The following is an 18914-nucleotide window of genomic DNA, read 5'->3' as shown; positions in this document are numbered from 1 at the left end:
AGGCAAAAGGGTAAATGTCCAGAATGTGGGCATTACTTTAGGGACGGGGATGTAATGGAAGTAGACCACATCTTACCCCTTTCCAAAGGTGGTAAGGATGAATACAAAAATCTACAACTATTACACAGACATTGCCACGACAAGAAGACAGCCAGTGATGGAAGTCTTGTAGGTATTTATGACAAGAACCATATCACTGAGGAGCCGTATGAGGTGAAAGTCTCACGTACGGTTTTGTAGACGAGTCGGTTGGGTGACCGACCGGCTTAGTTTAATCAAACCTGATGCCATCATAGAACTTAATAATTTTGTCCATTTCTACCTCATCCATATTTTTACAAAGCTTATGAATCCTGCCCTCACAAAAATTGGCGCTCAAATGTCTAACCTAACTGGCGTTAGAGCAATTATGAAAGATATTATCGAAACTTTGAAAGCCGGGGCGGGGCAAGAATTTATTAATTTGAGCGCTGGTAACCCGTTGATTTTGCCAGAGGTAGAACAGTTATGGCGAGACTGCACGGCTGAATTATTAGCTAGTTCCGAATATGGGGAAGTGGTTTGTCGTTACGGTTCGAGTCAAGGGTATGCACCGTTAATTGAAGCGATCGCCCATGACTTTAACAACCGATATGGTTTAAATTTAAGCGATCGCAATATTTTAATTACACCCGGTAGTCAAAGCCTCTACTTCTACGCTGCTAATGCCTTCGGCGGTTACACAAGTAACGGTGATATTAAGCAAATTGTTCTGCCCCTCAGTCCCGACTATACAGGCTATGGCGGTGTGTGTTTAGAGCCGGAAGCCTTAATCGCATATAAACCCACTTTAGACATTGATGTAGAGGCTCACAGGTTTAAATATCGTCCAGATTTCAGCCAACTGTCAATTACAGAAAGTACCGGTTGCGTGATCTTCTCTCGTCCCTGTAACCCCACGGGTAATGTTCTGACTCAGGATGAAGTGAAAAAAATTGCAGCTTTAGCAGCACCTCACGATATACCCGTGTTAATTGACTCAGCTTATGCCCCTCCTTTCCCGGCTTTGAACTTCACAGAAATGACACCCGTATTCGGTGGGAATATTCTACATTGCATGAGTTTATCCAAGGCGGGATTACCGGGGGAACGTATAGGTATCGCCATTGGCGATGAAAGCATGATTCAAGCCTTAGAGTGCTTTCAGACAAATTTGTGTATTCATCCCTCACGGTATGGACAAGCTATAGCCGCTAGTGCTATTAACTCTGGTGCTTTAGCCCAAATAGCTGAAGCAGTGATTCGTCCCTTCTACCAGAAGAAGTTTTCTGTGCTAGAAAATACTCTAGATGCCGCAATGCCCGAAGATTTACCTTGGTTCCTCCATCGCGGTGAAGGTGCTATATTTGCTTGGTTGTGGCTCCAGGATTTACCCATTACTGACTGGGAATTTTACCAGGAACTCAAGCAAGTGGGTGTAATTGTTGTTCCAGGTAGTAGCTTTTTCCCTGGTTTGCGGGAACAATGGCAGCACAAGCACCAATGTTTACGTATTAGTCTAACAGGTAGTGATGAGGAAATCGCCATAGCTATGCAACGTTTGGCACAAGTGGCTGCACAAGTGTATCAGCCTGCTGTAGTAAATGCATAAATTATGAAAACCAAGAGCCCAGGCGCAAAAACCGCCAAGAATCAAATTACCTCAGTCCCGAATCTTGATGAATGGTTGGAAATTGGTAAAATCGTCGCACCTCAAGGCTTGTCTGGGGAGTTGCGGGTTTATCCACAATCGGATTTTCCAGAACGGTTTGAGGTTCCGGGAATACGTTGGTTATGGCATCCAGGCGACGAGGAGCCACAACCAGTGGAGTTGTTGTCGGGACGTTATGTAGAAGGTAAAAATTTGTGTGTGATTTCTTTGGCGGGTGTGGAAAATCGTAACCAAGCAGAGGCTCTGCGTGATTATATGTTACTAGTACCCGCAAGCGATCGCCCCCAATTAGGTGAAGATGAATATCATGTCACCGATTTATTGGGGATGTTGGTTTTTATGCAAGAATCAGGGGAACTTGTGGGGGAGGTGGTAGATGTAATTTCTGCCGGTAACGATTTATTACAAGTGGAGATGCATCAACAAAATGAACCTGTAACATCAGAAAAATCACTTAAGACTGTTTTGATCCCATTTGTCAAAGAGATTGCCCCGGTGGTAGATTTATCATCCCGTCGGATTGAAATTACTCCCCCTCCTGGTTTGTTGGAACTAGCCATTAGTCGTTAGTCAGCTGCTGGGCTACCTCAATTTTGTGGGAAAGTATTAAGGTTGTTGTCGCTACTGCTAGTATGCCTGTGATCCCTAGGCATAGCAGAGCGGTTTTTTGTCTGAGTTTGATTGACCTGGTCAAAGTGTCGATGTGATGATCAGCACAAATAACTGGAATTTCTTGCAGTGCTTCTAAAGCCAGAGATGCACTAGCATAGCGATATCTACCCTGAAATTTCACGAGTTTCATTAACCACGATTGAAAACGCGGATGTAATTGGGGAAGTATTTCCCGGCAATTAAACCCATACTGCTTGTCTATCAATTGACAAATCTCAAGAGAACTAGTACCACTGAGTAAGCAAATCAATGTTATCCCTAAACTGTACAGGTCTGTAGCTTGGGTGAGGGGATGACCAAGTTGCTCCTCTGGAGGCATGAAACCAGGCGTTCCAGAAGCAATGCTAGTGAGAGGCATTTTCACCTCCTGTAACCAAGCTAAGTCAAAATCCACTAGGTAAGCGTTGAGATCCTCATCAACTAAGATGTTTTCTGGTTTGATATCCCGATGAATAATTGGGTTGGGTCTTGTCTGCAAATAAACTAAAATCTCTAAAACCGATAGGGCTATTTGTTTGACTTCTTCCGGCTGAAAGCTGCGTCTTAACCCCAAAGATGGAGCATTTTTATACTCCTGTACCAGATAAAAATGATCGGAGGTGGCACAAGAGTCTATATAGCGGGGGATACGAGGATGATCAAGTTGTTGCAGAATTTCTATTTCCCGTTCGTAAGTTTTTAAACCTGACCAATCAGCATTCGTATGGGCAAAACTGAACTGTTTAATTACCACCTGTTGATGAGACTTACAGACCTGAGCCTGGTAAGTAATGCGCCCCTCTATCTGGTTCCGTCCTAGTTCTCTGATCACTTCATAGCCTAGCTGAGAAAAATCAGGACTATGAGTGAGGGGAATTGCTTCTGCATTGTGTACATCAAGCTCCATTACACACACCATCTACGTCTGATTTGCTCAAGGGGCGACAGCTACTGCTTGCGTAAGCCATAGAAAAAATAAGAGGTGTTGACGCAGTTTTGTCACCTTACCCACACTAGAAGATAGTTTGTGCATCTATTCACCGGCTAGACGCCTTTTGGGCGTCTGTATAGCTCAACTATTAATTTTGCGCCAACCAAGCGACAATGTGGGCGTTAACAATGTCTGGAACTTCATCGTGGGGACAATGACCGGCGTTAGGAATGGGCATAATTTTGATCTCTTTGCCATTCTCACGCGCTTGTTCATAAATCTTCGCCCCGGTAATTGGTGTCCAAGGATCATCAGCACCCCAAATTACTAATAAAGGACGTTGGATGTTGGGCAATAGTTCCTCTGGACTAGGACCAGGTGGGGCTGTGAGGATGGAGGCGAAAACTTCTTGCGCCCCTGGGTCACAAGATGGAGTATAAAGAATATCTACTAATTCATCTGTTACAGCTTCCCTGTGGCGGTAAACTTGGTATAGGGTGCGACGAATTTGGGATTTTTGACGAATGCGGTTATAAACAAATTTACCTGTGATCGGCGATCGCACGAATTTATTAAAAGCTGCCATTACTATGCGCAAAGGTGGATTCAACTCATGGGGACGATGACTCAAACCACCAGCAGAGTTAATTAAAACACCACCCGCCGTAATTTCTGGATGTTCTGCCAGCACTATCAAGCTTAAAAGCGCACCAATAGAGTTACCGATAAATACAGCAGGTTCTTGGATATGTGCTTCCCAAAAATCTTTCAGTAGTTCTACCCAGACTTCTACACTGTAGTTGATTATCGCCTTATCAGAACCACCAAAACCCAAAAGATCTAGAGCAAAAACCCGATAGCCGGCGTCAGCTAAAACCGGGATATTTTTCCGCCAGTGTCCAATGGAAGCACCAAAGCCGTGAACCAGTACCAAAGGGCGGCCCGTACCCATGAGGGTGTATTGAATTTTGTGACCTCGCCAAGTCCAAACAAGTTTTTCTAAGGTGACTGATGGCGATGGGGTGGCGTTAGCCATAGATGGCTGCTGTGTAGTTCCGGTCATTGTCATTATTAAAATTAATCAAGTATTGTTATATATAATTATTGTCCCTGAAAGCATGGCTACGCCACCTAAACCACTGAGAATATGTTAGAATCAGGTAGCCTAGACAGGTAATTGTGCCAAGTAAGGCCTGGTGAGTGGTTTATGGCTAACGCCACGCTATCGGCTACGATAAATGGCAGTCTTTGGGGTTACCAGCCCTGGAGAAGTTTCACTGAGGGTTTTGCAAGCTAGTGGGAAAGGTGACGCTCTCACTAAGTTGAATAGAAATCTCCCGTTAATGTATTGTCAAAAACAGTAAACCAGCGAGGGTAAACATGATGATTCTGCCTGGATCAATAGTTAGGGTTAAAAATCCCGCCGACACCTATTATCGCTACGAAGGACTTGTACAACGTGTCAGTGACGGCAAGGTAGCTGTGCTGTTTGAAGGTGGTAACTGGGATAAATTAATTACCTTTCGCTTATCAGAATTGGAACCCGTAGAACTCAATGCCGGCAGAAAGGTTTAAGTGAACTAAGATGCGTCTACCACTACCACAGTTTACCACAGGCGATCGCCAGCCCCGGCATATTGCGGAGGTGATAGAAACTAGTTCTACTGAATTTCTTGCCCAGTGCTTGGAAGCGGAAGACTTAAGTGTTCCCGCCATGCCGCCTTTTGGTAGTTGGGTTTGTGCCGTGGATGAAGAGTCAGGCAATCAGATTTATGCTGTGGTGTATCTTGCTACCACCACTCCCATAGATTCCGTACATCGCGCTGTGGCCTTGGGGTTGTCTTTGCAGGACTTACGCGAGGAACAGCCCCAAATTTTTGCCATGTTGAAAACTGAATTTCGGGCGGTTATTGTGGGGTTTAAGCATTCGTCGCGGACTCTAGGGCTAAACCAAGGCCTATATCAGTATTTACCACCCCGTCCTCCGCAAATTCATCAAGCTGTTTATCTGTGTGAATCAGAAACCATCATCAAATTCACCGAAGAACTAGATTTTTTACGGACATTGCTTTCTCTAACTAGCGCCCCAGTAGAGTCATTAACAGCAGCAGCCATCCGCCATGTTTACCAATTACGCCAAGCTGACCGACAGTGGCTGATCAAAGCTGGGCGTACTCTCAGTATTTTGTTAAAAGACGATTATGATCGCTTAAGGTTTATTTTAAGTCAAATCCATCCTTAGATTACCTAAAACGACTTGAAAAAACCAAAGTATGTAACCAAAGGTCAAGATGTGATCCAGTGAGTATCAGCGTTAAAGCGCACATATAAAAAGCTAAGTAGTAAAATCCTAAATCCAAGTAAAGGCAGGTTGACCAAAAAACGAGACCTGAGCCAGTGGGTTTAGACATGGGGATGAGTCGGTAGCGACTGAAGTCGCTACCGACCGAGAATATTATATAGCTTGACTTGTTGCGAAGGTTGCAGCTAATATTCTAAGAAAAGTAGCGATCAAGCTAGGTTTAGACCTAAGCCGAATCAGTAGGGTGTCTTTGATCACCATTGAAAGTTCATTTGTGGACTCTTCAAGAATCCCCCGGCTTCTAGCCGTCGGGAGTATCAAAGATATCATTGGAGTTAACATTACGTGGAAGTCCCCACCCTTAAAGTACTCGTAGGGTGGGGATAGGGAACGGGCAAAATGAGGATTGCATACCTGACTAATATTAACCGCAAGGTTGAATAGGGAATGGTATGTATGAGGAATCGCCAATTAATCCGGTGGGAGCTTCTTTATTAAACACCCACTTCAGTTGTAATATTAAAGTAGGGAAATAACAAATGGTGTCCCAATAGGGACGGACCATAATCTTTTAGTTTTTTGAATTTTTCGCCAGGGTGGATTTTACGTTAATTAATCATTTTGAGTTGATTGCCTGGTAGGTAATCACGAATTCGGCGTAACCCCTTAAAGTCTAAATCCATGGAACTAATATCACAAGTTCTGCTCACCGATAGCTTGCGTGGCGTAGCCATACCAACTACTCAGGTTATCGGCGAGGAAGCAATTGTGACCTTTGCTGTTTTGCTGGTGGTCATCTTAGTTATACCCATCCTCTTTGAGCGATTGAGACTACCAGGATTTATCGGCTTAGTCTTATCTGGGTTAGTACTCGGTCCATCAGGGTGGAATCTCTTGCACACAGAATCAGGGGTTATGAAGCCCTTATCAGACATTGCCTTACTTTACTTGATGTTTGTAGCTGGTTTAGAACTGGAACTGAAGCATTTCCAACGCCAGAAACAACGCTCATTAGGGTTTGGTATCCTTACCTTTAGTTTTCCCCTACTCATGGGAATCTTGGTAGGACAGATTTTTGATTTTCAATGGAACACCTCGATTTTAATCGGCTCCTTATTAGGTTCCTATACCCTTGTGGCATATCCCATGATCACTCGTCTGGGGATGATAAATAATGAAGCTGTCAGTATCACCGTGGGAGCAGCCACTTTTACCAACCTCAGCGCTGTACTGGTATTAGCTGTTTGTATAGCGACCCCTGACCCGGAGTTATTCAGCTGGGCGTCACTAATGCGCTTGTTGATCTGGTTGAGTATTTACACCATCCTCATTGTAGTTGGTTTAAGCATTCTGGGTAAAGAATTTTTCCGCCAATTTAGAGACGACGAGGGTAATCAGTTTTTATTTGTGTTACTCAGTGTATTTCTGGCTGCGCTGGGTGCTCAATTGATAGGAGTGGAAACAATTGTCGGAGCCTTTTTAGCAGGTTTGGCGGTGAATGCAGCCTTGGGTGAGGGGCCAGTTAAAGAAAAGGTGATATTTATTGGTAGTGTCTTATTTATTCCCATTTTCTTGATTAATTTTGGCTCAATTATTGATTTAACTGCCTTAATTACCAGTATTACCACCCTGGAATTAACACTTGTGATTGTAGTCAGTTTAATCAGCAGCAAATTCATAGCAGCTTTATTCACAAAACTGCTTTACGGCTACAACTGGGGGGAAATATTGACTATGTGGTCATTGTCAATACCTCAGATGGGGATAACTTTAGCAGCCACTTTAGTGGGATATCGGGCTGGGTTGCTCTCAGAAGCAGTATTAAACAGTGTCCTTGTTTTAATGATCGTTACCTCGATCTTAGGTCCATGGATAACCAGTCAGACAACTGTAGCCTTAGTCTCTACCCCCGTTCCTACATCAACCGCAACTCTATCTAAAGAGAAAACAGAAGCAAAACACAGTTGTATGACCATAGTTGTACCTGTGTGTAATCCTCATACTCAGCAGTATTTAATTGAAATGGCAGGATTATTAGCAAATCAAGCTCAAGGTAAAATTGTACCATTGGCCATTGCTACTGCTACCGGTAATATGGATGCACCGCATTTAGAAACTGCTCTGCGCCGCAGTGAGCGGTTATTAGCAAAAGCTAGAGCACAAAGTCGACTCTTGGGAGTAAAAGCAGAACCATTACTGAGAATTGATGATGCTTTTGCTTCGGGTATTAGTAGAGCAGCTCGGGAACAAAAAGCTAATTTAATCATCATGGGTTGGGGTAACCGCACTGGGTTGAGAGCGCGTTTATTTGGCAATGTAATTGATAATGTCCTGTGGTCATGTCATTGTCCGGTAGTAGTGACCCGTCTGGTGGACTCGCCAAAGAAAATTCAACGCATCTTAGTACCCTTAGAAGATTTAACAGCATCATCATTGCCACCTGTACAATTTGCCCAGATGTTGGCTGAGGCTAATCAGAACGCCATAGTTACCGTACTGAATGTATGCACTCGTCCAGCTTTTAATTGCAGTCTGTTATGGCGGACTCATAACCGCAGCAGTATGGCTAACGCCACGCTATCGCTATCAGAGAAAATCGCCAACCGGCGATTGCACCTAGCCTCATTAATATCTCAACTAGCTGTACCTATTCCCCCAGAAATTCAAATTATCGTTCATGAAAATGCTGCCCAAGCGATTTTACAGGCAGCACGATTATATGATTTAGTAGTATTACCTTTTATACGAAATCGTACAAGTCCCGGAGGGTTAGCTATTAGTGATGTCACCAGCCAGTTAGCTGGAGAACTTACCTGCTCTATTGTCATGCTGGGAACACCACAACAGAGTCAAGGGGGAGTGTTACAGCCCCAGATTTCCCGGTCGACCTCTGTCCTATAGAAAAACGGTGTCTCTATATTTTTCCGGTAAATCACTTGATATGAGCAGATGTTTTGATTGTGTCCTCAACCGTTCATTGAAGGCGGCAAGAGAGTGATATTTGATCATTGAAGATTTGATGAATTATCAGACCAATCAGACCATCTGATGGGGCTGTTTGCTATCTTTATACTATGAATTATTCAGCAGTAAAGTTGAAAATTGACAAAATTCAGTTTATACTGCTCTTGTATAAAAATGTTTCTTTAAAGTTACATTTGTTGGTTCGATATTTATTTGCGCACGGAAACCGGATGATTTCATCCTCAGTTCCAGGGTAACTACAAATATTTGTAAACTTTCTGTAAAAATATGAGAATTTTGGTTACGGGCGGCGCTGGATTTATTGGTTCTCATCTGATTGACAGATTAATGTCAGCAGGCCATGAGGTTATTTGTTTGGATAACTTTTACACAGGTCGTAAAAGTAATATCCTCAAATGGATGAATAATCCATATTTTGAGGTGATTCGTCATGATATCACAGAGCCAATTCGCTTAGAAGTCGATCAAATATATCATCTAGCCTGTCCAGCTTCTCCAGTACATTACCAGTACAACCCGGTAAAAACTGTAAAAACTAATGTGATGGGGACATTAAATATGTTGGGACTAGCTAAACGTGTTAAGGCCAGATTCTTTTTAGCCTCAACCAGCGAAGTGTATGGTGACCCCGAAGTTCATCCCCAAACAGAAGAGTATTGGGGTAATGTTAATCCCATCGGCATTCGTTCATGTTACGACGAAGGCAAACGCATTGCTGAAACTTTAACATTTGATTACTACAGACAAAATAAAGTCGATATTCGCGTGGTGCGGATTTTCAATACTTATGGTCCGAGAATGTTAGAAAACGATGGTCGAGTAGTCAGTAATTTTATTGTTCAAGCCTTACGGGGTATTCCTTTAACTGTGTATGGTGATGGTTCCCAAACTCGGAGTTTCTGCTATGTTTCCGACTTGGTGGAGGGATTTATCCGCTTAATGAATAGTGACTATGTTGGTCCGGTGAATTTGGGTAACCCTGGGGAATACACGATTCTAGAATTGGCGCAAACTATACAAAATATGGTCAACCCAGATGTGGAAATTCACTACGAGCCTTTACCATCTGATGATCCGCGTCGTCGCCAGCCTGATATTACTAAAGCGAAAACCTTGTTAGATTGGTCACCTACTGTCCCGCTGCAAGAGGGGTTAAAGCTGACAGTGTCAGATTTCTGCGAGCGGATAAAATACGGTACTTAAATATCAGCTTTTTGCGGTATTTACTGTTGTGCTTAATTAGCCTGTAGGCTAAATATGTTCCTATTCGTTATTTTGCATTATCGGTGCTTCCGACATTAATGTAATATTTTAACGATTTTTTTCAAGGCTAACCCCAAAAAACGAGGAGTTAAACTCAATGCGTGTTTGCGTAATTGGTACTGGTTACGTTGGTTTGGTGACGGGCGCTTGCTTGGCCCGTATCGGCCATGATGTAATTTGTGTCGATAATAATGAAGAAAAAGTTAAGTTAATGAAATCGGGACAGTCCCCCATTTTTGAACCGGGACTCTCGGAAATTATGCAGTCTGCTATTCGAGAGGAGAAAATTCACTTTACTACAGATATTGCCGCCGGAGTAGCCCATGGTGAGATTCTGTTTATTGCAGTGGGAACACCACCCTTACCTACTGGTGAAAGTGATACCCGTTATGTGGAAGCTGTCGCTCATAGCATTGGCGCGAATCTCAACGGTGGTTATAAGGTAATTGTCAATAAGTCTACAGTACCCATTGGTTCTGGTGACTGGGTGCGGATGATTGTTTTAGATGGTATTGCAGAACGTCAAAAAACACTTATACCCAACCGTGGGTTGGCTGTCCAGGAGAAATTACCTGAGTTTGATGTTGTCAGCAATCCAGAGTTCTTACGTGAAGGTTCGGCAGTATATGATACTTTTAATCCCGATCGCATTGTCTTGGGGGGTAATAGTCAAAGAGCGATCGCTTTAATGCAAGAATTATATATTCCCATTGTCGAACGTCAGTACGCTGCGGATAAATATTTACCTCCTGTGCCGGTGCTGACCACAGACCTGAGTTCGGCAGAAATGATCAAATACGCTGCTAACGCCTTTTTAGCTACCAAAATCAGTTTTATTAACGAAGTGGCTAATATCTGCGATCGCGTCGGTGCTGATGTTACCCAAGTAGCAAAAGGCATAGGTCTAGACTCCCGGATTGGTCACAAGTTTTTAAACGCTGGTATTGGTTGGGGTGGTTCCTGCTTCCCCAAAGATGTGGCCGCACTGATTCACACTGCTGATGATTATGGCTACGAAGCCCAAATTATGAAAGCTGCTGTTAGTGTAAATGAACGCCAACGCTTAATCGCTTTAGAAAAACTCCAACAAGCCTTAAAAATCCTCAAAGGTAAAACTGTGGGACTTTTGGGTTTGACCTTCAAGCCAGATACAGATGATATGCGCGACGCTCCAGCACTCAACCTCATTGAGCACCTCAACCGACTGGGCGCAAAAGTCAAAGCCTATGACCCCATTGTTTCCCAAACAGGTATACGTGATGGTTTAACCGGTGTACTAGTAGAAACCGACGCCGAAAGGTTAGCTGATGGCTGCGACGCTTTAGTATTGGTGACTGAATGGCAACAGTTCAGTAGTCTAGATTATGCTAAAATGGCGCAATTAATGAACCATGCGGTAATTATAGATGGTCGTAACTTCCTTGACCCTGACACTATGGTGAGGGCTGGTTTCCAATATATAGGCGTGGGAAGATAGAGATCCCGGACTTCTGTATGGATACTCAAGGGTTGGGAATTTATGAAAGAAGTCCGGGAGCTAATTAACGGTGGTGTAACTAAGGATTACGAGGTATACGTTCTATTTCTGCATATCCACTAAAGATTAACTTTTTACCTTCAGTTTCTAAACGATTCAGCCGCATTTTTACACCATCAAGGTCAAAGCGATCTAAGTCAACCATATTATCTAAAATTTCTGCGAATGCTATCCCCAATACTTGGGACACTTCTCGTTGTGCTACAGGTACTGTATCCAGTTCAATTTTAGGGTCTTTAAAAGAAATCCGTCGCCGTCTTTCCACCGCGACAGCCATGGTCATACATAGGGGTATGAGTTCCCCATTATTTAAATCTGCCTTAGCCATCATTCGCAGACGATTTTCTGCCAACAGTTCTACTTGAATATTAGTGAATGTTACCGGTTCACCGCCAGATATTGCCGTCAAGGAGGGTATGGTAAGGTTCACCAGATGCTGTGTTACTAGTTTGGCATTGAAGGCTTGGTTAATGCCAGCTTCTGATAATACTACGTGAGCGATCGCTTGAGTAGGCTGCTTGAGCTTGAGCTTACCACTCATAACCGCGCCGAAGTCAATGGCAACAGCATCCGTTTCAAAGGACATTTCCTCTACCAAGAAATCTTTGCGAATCACTAAGCCGCGACCGCTCATTTTAAAGCTGTCAATACTACCTTGCAAGAGTTTGCTGGAGGGATAGCAGCGTACAAAGACTTCTACTGACTCGCTTTGGGTAAACAAGTGGCGAATCGTTTGGCTAGCGACTGTGTTAAGCATTCGCTCTCCCCAATCTGTACCTTGAGAATCTTTTAAACCAGTAAGTCCGCCGAACATGAAGTTTTGGGTCTCTAGAAGTTCTTTATACTTTTGTAACAAATTGTGAACAATACAGCAAGCGATCCCCCATTGTTTCTACCTTTAGTTAGGTAATCTTGTTAGGGGTGAAAGAAGAACCCCACACCCTCACCTCATCCCCTCAAGAGAGGAGGGAGAATCATAGAAGTTTTGTGAAGATTTTCAACTGTAAAGGTGTTTTTGATGATAGCTTAAACCTTGTGTTTATAAACACTCAAACTATACTGTTAGTAATTAAACTATAGCATTTACCATGCTCGTGAGGTACATTTTTTTTAGTTTGAGGGAACAGGGAACAGGGAACAGGGAATAGGGAATAGGGAATTGGTGTGTACTTCATGAGCCTGAAAAAGGCTTTATCAAGTGGGATGAAAACCCTAACATTTCCCCCCAATGATAGTGATAGCGTGGTTAGTCGCTAAATTAAGTTAAAATCGCCCCACCCATTAACCGCTCATAGCGATACTTCAACTCAGCTTTCATCAGATCCCAACGCTCCAGATTGACATCTATTTCTATCACCTTCTCCGCAGCTTGTCTAGCTAACAGTAAAACCTCCTCATCTTCCACCAAGCTGGCTAAAGTAAAATCTGCTACACCAGATTGACGAGTTCCCAGCACTTCCCCCGGTCCGCGTAACCGCATATCCATCTCCGCGATAAAAAAGCCATCTTGGGACTGTTCCAACACCTTTAACCGTTGTTGAGCATCAGGACTGCGAGAACTACTCATTAACAAACAAAAAGACTTCGCCGCCCCCCGACCCACACGCCCCCGTAATTGGTGCAGTTGTGACAAGCCAAATCTCTCGGCATTTTCTATGAGCATAACGGTTGCATTAGGGACATCGACACCCACTTCTACAACGGTGGTAGAAACTAAAATCTGGGTTTGGCGATCGCGGAATTTAGTAATTGCTGCCTCCTTTTGTGCCGCACTCATGCGACCATGCAACAATCCCACCTGAAACTCTGGGAAAACAGTTTCCTGTAACTTTTGATGCTCCTCCACCGCCGAACGCAAATCTAACTTTTCCGACTCTTCCACAAGTGGTAAAACTATATACACCTGTCTTCCTTGGGCAACTTCCCTGCGGATTAAATCATAAGCTTGGCGGCGTTGTTGACCCGTTAATACAGTAGTCTGAATTTTTTGCCGTCCCGGTGGTAACTCATCAATCTGACTAACATTCATATCCCCATGTATAGTTAACGCCAAAGTCCGAGGAATGGGGGTCGCCGTCATAGTTAACACATGGGGTTGCTCACCTTTTTGCTGTAACAGCGCCCTTTGTTTCACCCCAAAACGGTGCTGTTCATCAATTACCACCAGCCCCAGGTGCTGGAAGTTAACAGTATCTTGAATTAAGGCGTGAGTACCCACCAACAGAGGTAATTCACCGGTTCCTAGCTGCGAGTGAATTTCCCGGCGTTTAGGAATTTTAGTGGAACCTGTGAGTAATTCTACTGGTAAATGCAACAAGTTAAACCAGCTAACTAACTTACGATAATGCTGTTCTGCTAAAACCTCCGTAGGAGCCATTAACGCAGCTTGATAGCCAGACTGAATCGCCGCCAAGATAGCAATTACCGCCACCACAGTTTTACCCGAACCCACATCCCCCTGTACTAAACGATTCATGGGTGTGGATTGTTGTAAATCCTTGAGAATATCATTAATTACCCGTTGCTGCGCCCCTGTGAGTTGAAAAGGCAAAATTTCCGAGAACTTCTCAATTAGCTGACCTTTAGGGGCGATAATAGCACTAGTTTGGATAGCCTTAGCTTGCTGCTGACGTTGTAGTAAGCCCAGTTGCAGGTAGAAAAATTCATCAAAAACTAGACGACGACGGGCAACTTGTAAACTGGCACTCTCATCAGGAAAATGGATATTAGCGATCGCATCCTTCAACTCCATTAAACCATACTTTTCCCGTAACCCCTTAGGTAAAGGGTCTTTCAGATTAACCACAGCAGGCAAAGCAGCCCTAACCGCCTGTCTGACAGTATTGGCCACCACACCCTCAGTGAGAGGATAAATGGGCACTACCCGACCAATAGTAAGAGAATCAATGGTATCCCCAGGATGTGCTAATACTTCCAGTTCTGGGTTATCCAGAGTCAAACCATATTTACTTTCCTTCACCAACCCGCAAGCCGCCAAAATACTACCCACAGGGTAGCGGCGTTTTAAACCTTCTTGCCAACCGCGACTAGCAAAACGCGCACCAGCAGCAAAGCGACTAATTTTAATTTCGCCTGTCTGATCCTTGAGGACTAATTCTAAAATGGATAATTTCTTATTTTTGGGGCTAGTAAAACAGTTACAACGCTTGACGCTGGCAATTATGGTGACTGTTTCACCCCCTTGTAAGTCTCGGATATTCACCTGACGACCATAGTCAATGTGGTCACGGGGATAGTAGTAAAGTAAATCACGCACCGTGTACAAATTCAGGGCTGCCAATTTTTCAGCATTGCGGATGCCTATTTCTGGTAAATCACTGAGTTTTTGGTCAATCTTAGGCGCTAACCGCCGAGACACCTCTGCTACAATTGGGGTTTTAGGTTGAGGATTTTGGCTTTGGTATTTCTGCTGTGGCTGTGTGGTAGTTTCCTTTGGTTCTTGCTGTAGTTGGTAGAGATACCGGCGAGTTTCAGCCACTAAGTGCTGTCTTTCCTCTAAGTCCAGATGGGGATAATTAGCAAACCTCGCCGCTAGTTCTTCCCAACGGCTACGTTCTGATCGCCATAGCGTGGTAGTTTGTTGCGTAGAGGGCGAAACTGTGGGGAATTTCCCAAAAGTCAAGCACAGAAATTCACTGAAGCGGTATTGTTTGCCCATCAAGTCTGTAAAGCCCTGGTCTGCTTCTATTGCCAAGGCTTTCTGCAATCTTACCCAATCTGGTTGGTCATTGGTCATTGGTCACTGGTCATGGGGAATGGGGTAAATGGGAATATCTCTACTCAAGCCAACTCGCGCGCCATGCAGACTCAGCTTGAGCAACTGAGCGCTCCCGTTGCTTTTTTTGATAATCTCGTCCTACGCTCTGAAGTTGAACTAGAATATGGCGAATTTGTTTACGATCAGATGAAAGTTTTGTATCAGCAAATTCCATTTCTGCCAATCGGAGATTAATCGCCATAACCTGTGTGAGTTTTGAGTTTTCCGGACTTTGTTCATTTTCAATTTCCACCACCAAGTTTAACAGGTTGGGTAGCCCTGGTATAACCTGAACAGATGCTTCTGATAGCGATAGCGTGGCATTTGGTTCCATAACCGCCGCTGCTGCTTCTAAAAGAGGTTCCGGTATTTTTTCGGTTATAATAGAAAATTTTTGTAATAAAAGATTTGTCTCACGGGAGATATTTTTCAGTACACCTTGGATGAATTCTTCTATGCTCTCTTGCCATTCTAATATTTCCATGGGGTTGGATAAGTCAGGCGGGGAATTTTTTTTAGTTACATTGCTCATAGGTAAGTCTGATGACTCAGATAACATCTCCCTGACTTCCTCATCTACTTGATCAGAGCTTATCCCTTGAGCTTGGAGATAAGAACTTAATAACTCTGCACCTTGGGTACCCAAATTGCGGATACCTTGCTGCAACTTTTGGCGCTGATTCAGGGATAAATTGAGAAACTTTTCGGGATACCCTTGAGTACATAGATAGTAACTTGCCAAAATCAACTGCTTGGTGCAAGCTGTCCCCAAACTATGACAATAACTAGCATAAGCATTTTGGAGCGACCTGGCGATCGCCCGGATAGCCTCTTGTAAAGCTGTAATATCCCGTTCAATTAGCTCAATTGCTCTGGTCATATCTTCCTTACTTATCTGTGTACCGTAGGTCAATCCGCTAACTTCGCCAACCCACCACTACCCCAAAAAAACACAGGCCAGTTAATTATCACTGACCTGTTATTACACAACCAAAGAGTTATCAAAATAACTCATAACCACCGGTAAAATTACTTAGCACCCATTTGTGCAGCAACTTCTTCGGCAAAATTACTTTCTTGCTTCTCAATACCTTCACCCAGGATGTAGCGCACAAAGCGACTCACCTTAATAGGTTCCCCTACTTTGCCTTTAACTTGTTTTACCAAGTCTTCCACAGAAATACCCTGGTCGCGAATGAAAGGCTGATCCAACAAAGTCATTTCTTTCAGGCGTTTCTCAATGCGACCTTGAACAATTTTCTCTTTGATGTTATCCGGCTTATTAGCCAAATCATCCCGCCCCATTTCAATCGCCTTTTCCTTTTGAGCAATTTCCGCTGGGATTTCCTCGATGCTAACATACTCAACATTGGGACAAGCAGCCACTTGCATAGCAGCATTCTTCGCCAATGTTTGAAACTCTTCATTTTTAGCTGCTGAATCAGTTTCGGCGTTAAGCTCTACTAAAACCCCAACTCGACCACCAGTGTGAATGTAGCTGTCTACGATACCTTCTTTACCTTCTGGGATGGCAAAATTGATAAAGCGACGTACCTGGATATTTTCACCAAGCTGGGCAATGGTTTGCTTGATAAACTGGTCTACCGTGACGCTTTGATCTTCAAGATAGGGCTGAGTCAATAAAGACTCTACACTATCAGCTGTGGCTGCTTGCTGGGCTAGGTTTTTCACGAGAGCTTTAAACGCTTCGTTACGGGCGACGAAATCGGTTTGGCAGTTAACTTCTATGAGTACACCAACCTCACCACCGGGTTGAATGTAGGTCTCTACTAGACCTTCTGCCGCAATGCGATCGCTTTTTTTCCCTGCCGAAGCAATGCCTTTTTGTCGCAGCCATTCTATAGATTTTTCTATGTCGCCTTCATTTTCCTTGAGGGCTTTTTTGCAGTCCATCATGCCTGCACCAGTTTTTTGGCGTAGCTCTTGGACAAGTTTTGCCGATATTTCCGCCATGTTGCCTTAATTCCTAACTTTACCTTGAGTTGTTATCGCTCACGGGTGTTGAGTATTTCTATCTTACTCAGGGCTGGGGAAGAAAAAGCTGTGAAATCTGATAGAGATGGTGAAATCAGAACCCCACCCCCGTCACCCCCTCCCCTCAAGAGAGGAGGGGGAATCATAATATACTTATTCTCATACTTGTTTCTTCCCCTTTGAACACTCAGCAACGCCAGATGCTGATTGATGATGATTATTCCTCGTCGTCAGAGGTGGAGTCAGCATCTTCGTACTCCTCGTACTCCTCGTCATACTCAGAAGCATCATAATCTTCGTATTCGTCAGTTTCTAGCTGACCGTGACGACCTTCATAAATTGCATCCGCCAATTTGCCAACTATCAGTTTAATTGATCTGATGGCATCATCGTTAGCTGGTATGGGAATATCTACTACGTCTGGGTCGCAGTTTGTATCTAACATAGACACAATAGGCAGTCCCAGTTTTTGGCATTCTTGAACTGCATTATATTCCCGCCGTTGGTCTACAATCACCACCACATCGGGTACTTTCCGCATGTTCTTAATCCCACCCAGGTATTTCTGAAGCTTCACCATCTCGCGACGTAACATAGAAGCTTCTTTTTTGGGTAGTAAATCTAGAGCGCCGTTTTCTTCCCGGCGTTCCAAATCTTTGAGACGGTCTGCTCTGGTTTTGATGGTCGCCCAATTGGTCAGCATTCCACCCAACCAACGCTGATTAATGTAGAAAGAGCCACAACGTGCCGCTTCTTGGGCAACGATTCCGGCTGCTTGGCGTTTTGTCCCCACAAACAGGAATTTCTTACCTTGTTCAGACTGCGATCGCATATAGCTATAAGCATCTTCCATCAACTGGGCAGTTTGCACCAAGTCAATGATGTGTACGCCATTGCGAGAAGTATAAATGTAGGGAGACATTTTTGGGTTCCAACGCCGGGTTTGATGCCCAAAATGTACCCCTGACTCCATCATTTGAGCCAATGAAACTACTGGCATATTTTTTTACTCCTATTCGGGTTAAACCTCCACCCAGTAGTATTTCCCCGGTGAGGAAACACCCGAATTACTGGATGTGCGAGTTTAGACAACCCTCCGAGCATATCACAATAAATGTACTATTTCAACTCAATTTTACTGGTTTCTGACTTGGGCGTAAGCAGCATAAACTCCCTTGACGTTGTACCAATTAAGGAAAATTCGGGCAACTTCCAAGGCTAACTGGGGTTTACCTAAGTTAATTAGCCACCGCAACAAAGGCGCCATAGTCCGCTCATTCAGTAAGCCATTCAGGGAGAGAACACCCCACAGTAAACGATGTAACCAGGTCATTTGAATCATCATTCGCACTTCCCAACAGGGATGCTTTTGATAAAATAAAACTCCCATGCGTCCGCGTTGAATTTCTTGGTCAATCAAACGGGGAATTTGTTCTAAGTTAAATGGTGGATGCCAATGATAGCCCACTGCTGCTGGACATTTAATTAGTTTTAGCCCCAGTTTTTTTAGTCTCACACCTAATTCTAAGTCTTCCCAACCATACAGTTGGAAGCTATTATCGAACATTCCCGCCTTCTCTAGCCAATGCTTGGGGATGGCTACGTTACCTGTAGCAAAAAAAGCCGCAGAAAAATCTGTGATTTTATAGGGTTCAGCCGTGGGTTCATGGAAATTGCAAGTATTAATTACTGCACCATATGTAAAAAAGCGATCTGCTTCCTGTAGCCTTTCCCGATCGCTTCCTAGTTTTTTGCGCCCCTGCACCAGCGCCTCCCCATGGG

The 18914-nt window shown here is 43.9% G+C and carries 16 protein-coding genes; 8 read left to right on the top strand and 8 right to left on the bottom strand.

The genetic code is table 11. The features are described from left to right. The 3 genes from NWP22_RS15395 to rimM all read left to right on the top strand — a co-directional run. Positions 1–240, top strand: a 240-nt coding sequence (locus NWP22_RS15395) for an HNH endonuclease (protein ID WP_280802078.1), incomplete at its 5' end; no start/stop codon positions are given. A gap of 106 nt (positions 241–346) precedes the next feature. Then, on the top strand, positions 347–1630 hold the full coding sequence (locus tag NWP22_RS15390; protein ID WP_271733124.1) for a valine--pyruvate transaminase: 1284 nt from the start codon (positions 347–349) through the stop codon (positions 1628–1630). A 3-nt stretch (positions 1631–1633) separates the two neighbouring features. After that, on the top strand, positions 1634–2260 hold the full coding sequence (rimM, locus tag NWP22_RS15385) for a ribosome maturation factor RimM (RefSeq protein WP_271733125.1): 627 nt from the start codon (positions 1634–1636) through the stop codon (positions 2258–2260). Here the strand turns inward: rimM and NWP22_RS15380 are convergent. Both NWP22_RS15380 and NWP22_RS15375 read right to left on the bottom strand, forming a co-directional pair. Continuing rightward, complete coding sequence (locus NWP22_RS15380) at positions 2250–3248, bottom strand: serine/threonine protein kinase (protein ID WP_271733128.1); 999 nt, start codon at positions 3246–3248, stop codon at positions 2250–2252. The genes rimM and NWP22_RS15380 overlap by 11 nt on opposite strands. A 172-nt stretch (positions 3249–3420) precedes the next feature. Further along, positions 3421–4335, bottom strand: a complete 915-nt coding sequence (locus tag NWP22_RS15375) for an alpha/beta fold hydrolase (RefSeq protein ID WP_271733130.1) — start codon at positions 4333–4335, stop codon at positions 3421–3423. Positions 4336–4655: 320 nt separating this feature from the next. On the opposite strand from NWP22_RS15375, the gene NWP22_RS15370 reads away from it, so the two are divergent. The 5 genes from NWP22_RS15370 (at position 4656) to NWP22_RS15350 (ending at position 11299) form a co-directional block, all read left to right on the top strand. Further along, complete coding sequence (locus NWP22_RS15370; protein WP_271733133.1) at positions 4656–4847, top strand: NAD(P)H dehydrogenase subunit NdhS; 192 nt, start codon at positions 4656–4658, stop codon at positions 4845–4847. Between the two features lie 10 nt (positions 4848–4857). Beyond that, positions 4858–5514 (top strand): HAS-barrel domain-containing protein, encoded by a 657-nt coding sequence (locus tag NWP22_RS15365; protein ID WP_271733132.1) that lies wholly within the window; start codon positions 4858–4860, stop codon positions 5512–5514. Between the two features lie 741 nt (positions 5515–6255). Beyond that, positions 6256–8475, top strand: a complete 2220-nt coding sequence (locus NWP22_RS15360; protein ID WP_280802077.1) for a cation:proton antiporter domain-containing protein — start codon at positions 6256–6258, stop codon at positions 8473–8475. A 351-nt stretch (positions 8476–8826) separates the two neighbouring features. Further along, on the top strand, positions 8827–9762 hold the full coding sequence (locus NWP22_RS15355; RefSeq protein WP_280791390.1) for a UDP-glucuronic acid decarboxylase family protein: 936 nt from the start codon (positions 8827–8829) through the stop codon (positions 9760–9762). 157 nt (positions 9763–9919) lie between these two features. Next, complete coding sequence (locus NWP22_RS15350) at positions 9920–11299, top strand: UDP-glucose dehydrogenase family protein (protein ID WP_271732130.1); 1380 nt, start codon at positions 9920–9922, stop codon at positions 11297–11299. Positions 11300–11378: 79 nt separating this feature from the next. Here NWP22_RS15350 and NWP22_RS15345 read toward each other — a convergent pair whose 3' ends face one another. The 6 genes from NWP22_RS15345 to NWP22_RS15320 all read right to left on the bottom strand — a co-directional run. Next, positions 11379–12173 (bottom strand): LmeA family phospholipid-binding protein, encoded by a 795-nt coding sequence (locus NWP22_RS15345; RefSeq protein ID WP_271732129.1) that lies wholly within the window; start codon positions 12171–12173, stop codon positions 11379–11381. A gap of 444 nt (positions 12174–12617) precedes the next feature. After that, positions 12618–15116 (bottom strand): ATP-dependent DNA helicase RecG, encoded by a 2499-nt coding sequence (gene recG / locus NWP22_RS15340; protein ID WP_271732128.1) that lies wholly within the window; start codon positions 15114–15116, stop codon positions 12618–12620. Positions 15117–15156: 40 nt separating this feature from the next. Further along, positions 15157–16017, bottom strand: coding sequence for a hypothetical protein (locus NWP22_RS15335; protein ID WP_280802076.1), 861 nt, complete (start codon positions 16015–16017; stop codon positions 15157–15159). 149 nt (positions 16018–16166) lie between these two features. Continuing rightward, a complete protein-coding gene (gene tsf, locus NWP22_RS15330; protein WP_271732126.1) occupies positions 16167–17111 on the bottom strand; it encodes a translation elongation factor Ts in 945 nt (314 codons plus the stop codon). Between the two features lie 238 nt (positions 17112–17349). Next, positions 17350–18132, bottom strand: a complete 783-nt coding sequence (gene rpsB / locus NWP22_RS15325) for a 30S ribosomal protein S2 (protein WP_271732125.1) — start codon at positions 18130–18132, stop codon at positions 17350–17352. A gap of 135 nt (positions 18133–18267) precedes the next feature. Then, the coding region (locus tag NWP22_RS15320) for a glycosyltransferase family 2 protein (RefSeq protein WP_280802075.1) at positions 18268–18914 on the bottom strand (647 nt) is incomplete at its 5' end.

The sequence above is a fragment of the Anabaenopsis tanganyikae CS-531 genome (assembly GCF_029891675.1).
Taxonomy (GTDB): Bacteria; Cyanobacteriota; Cyanobacteriia; order Cyanobacteriales; family Nostocaceae; genus Anabaenopsis; species Anabaenopsis arnoldii.
Note: the sequence above shows the minus strand (reverse complement) of the source record. Positions and strands in the feature narration are given on the sequence as shown.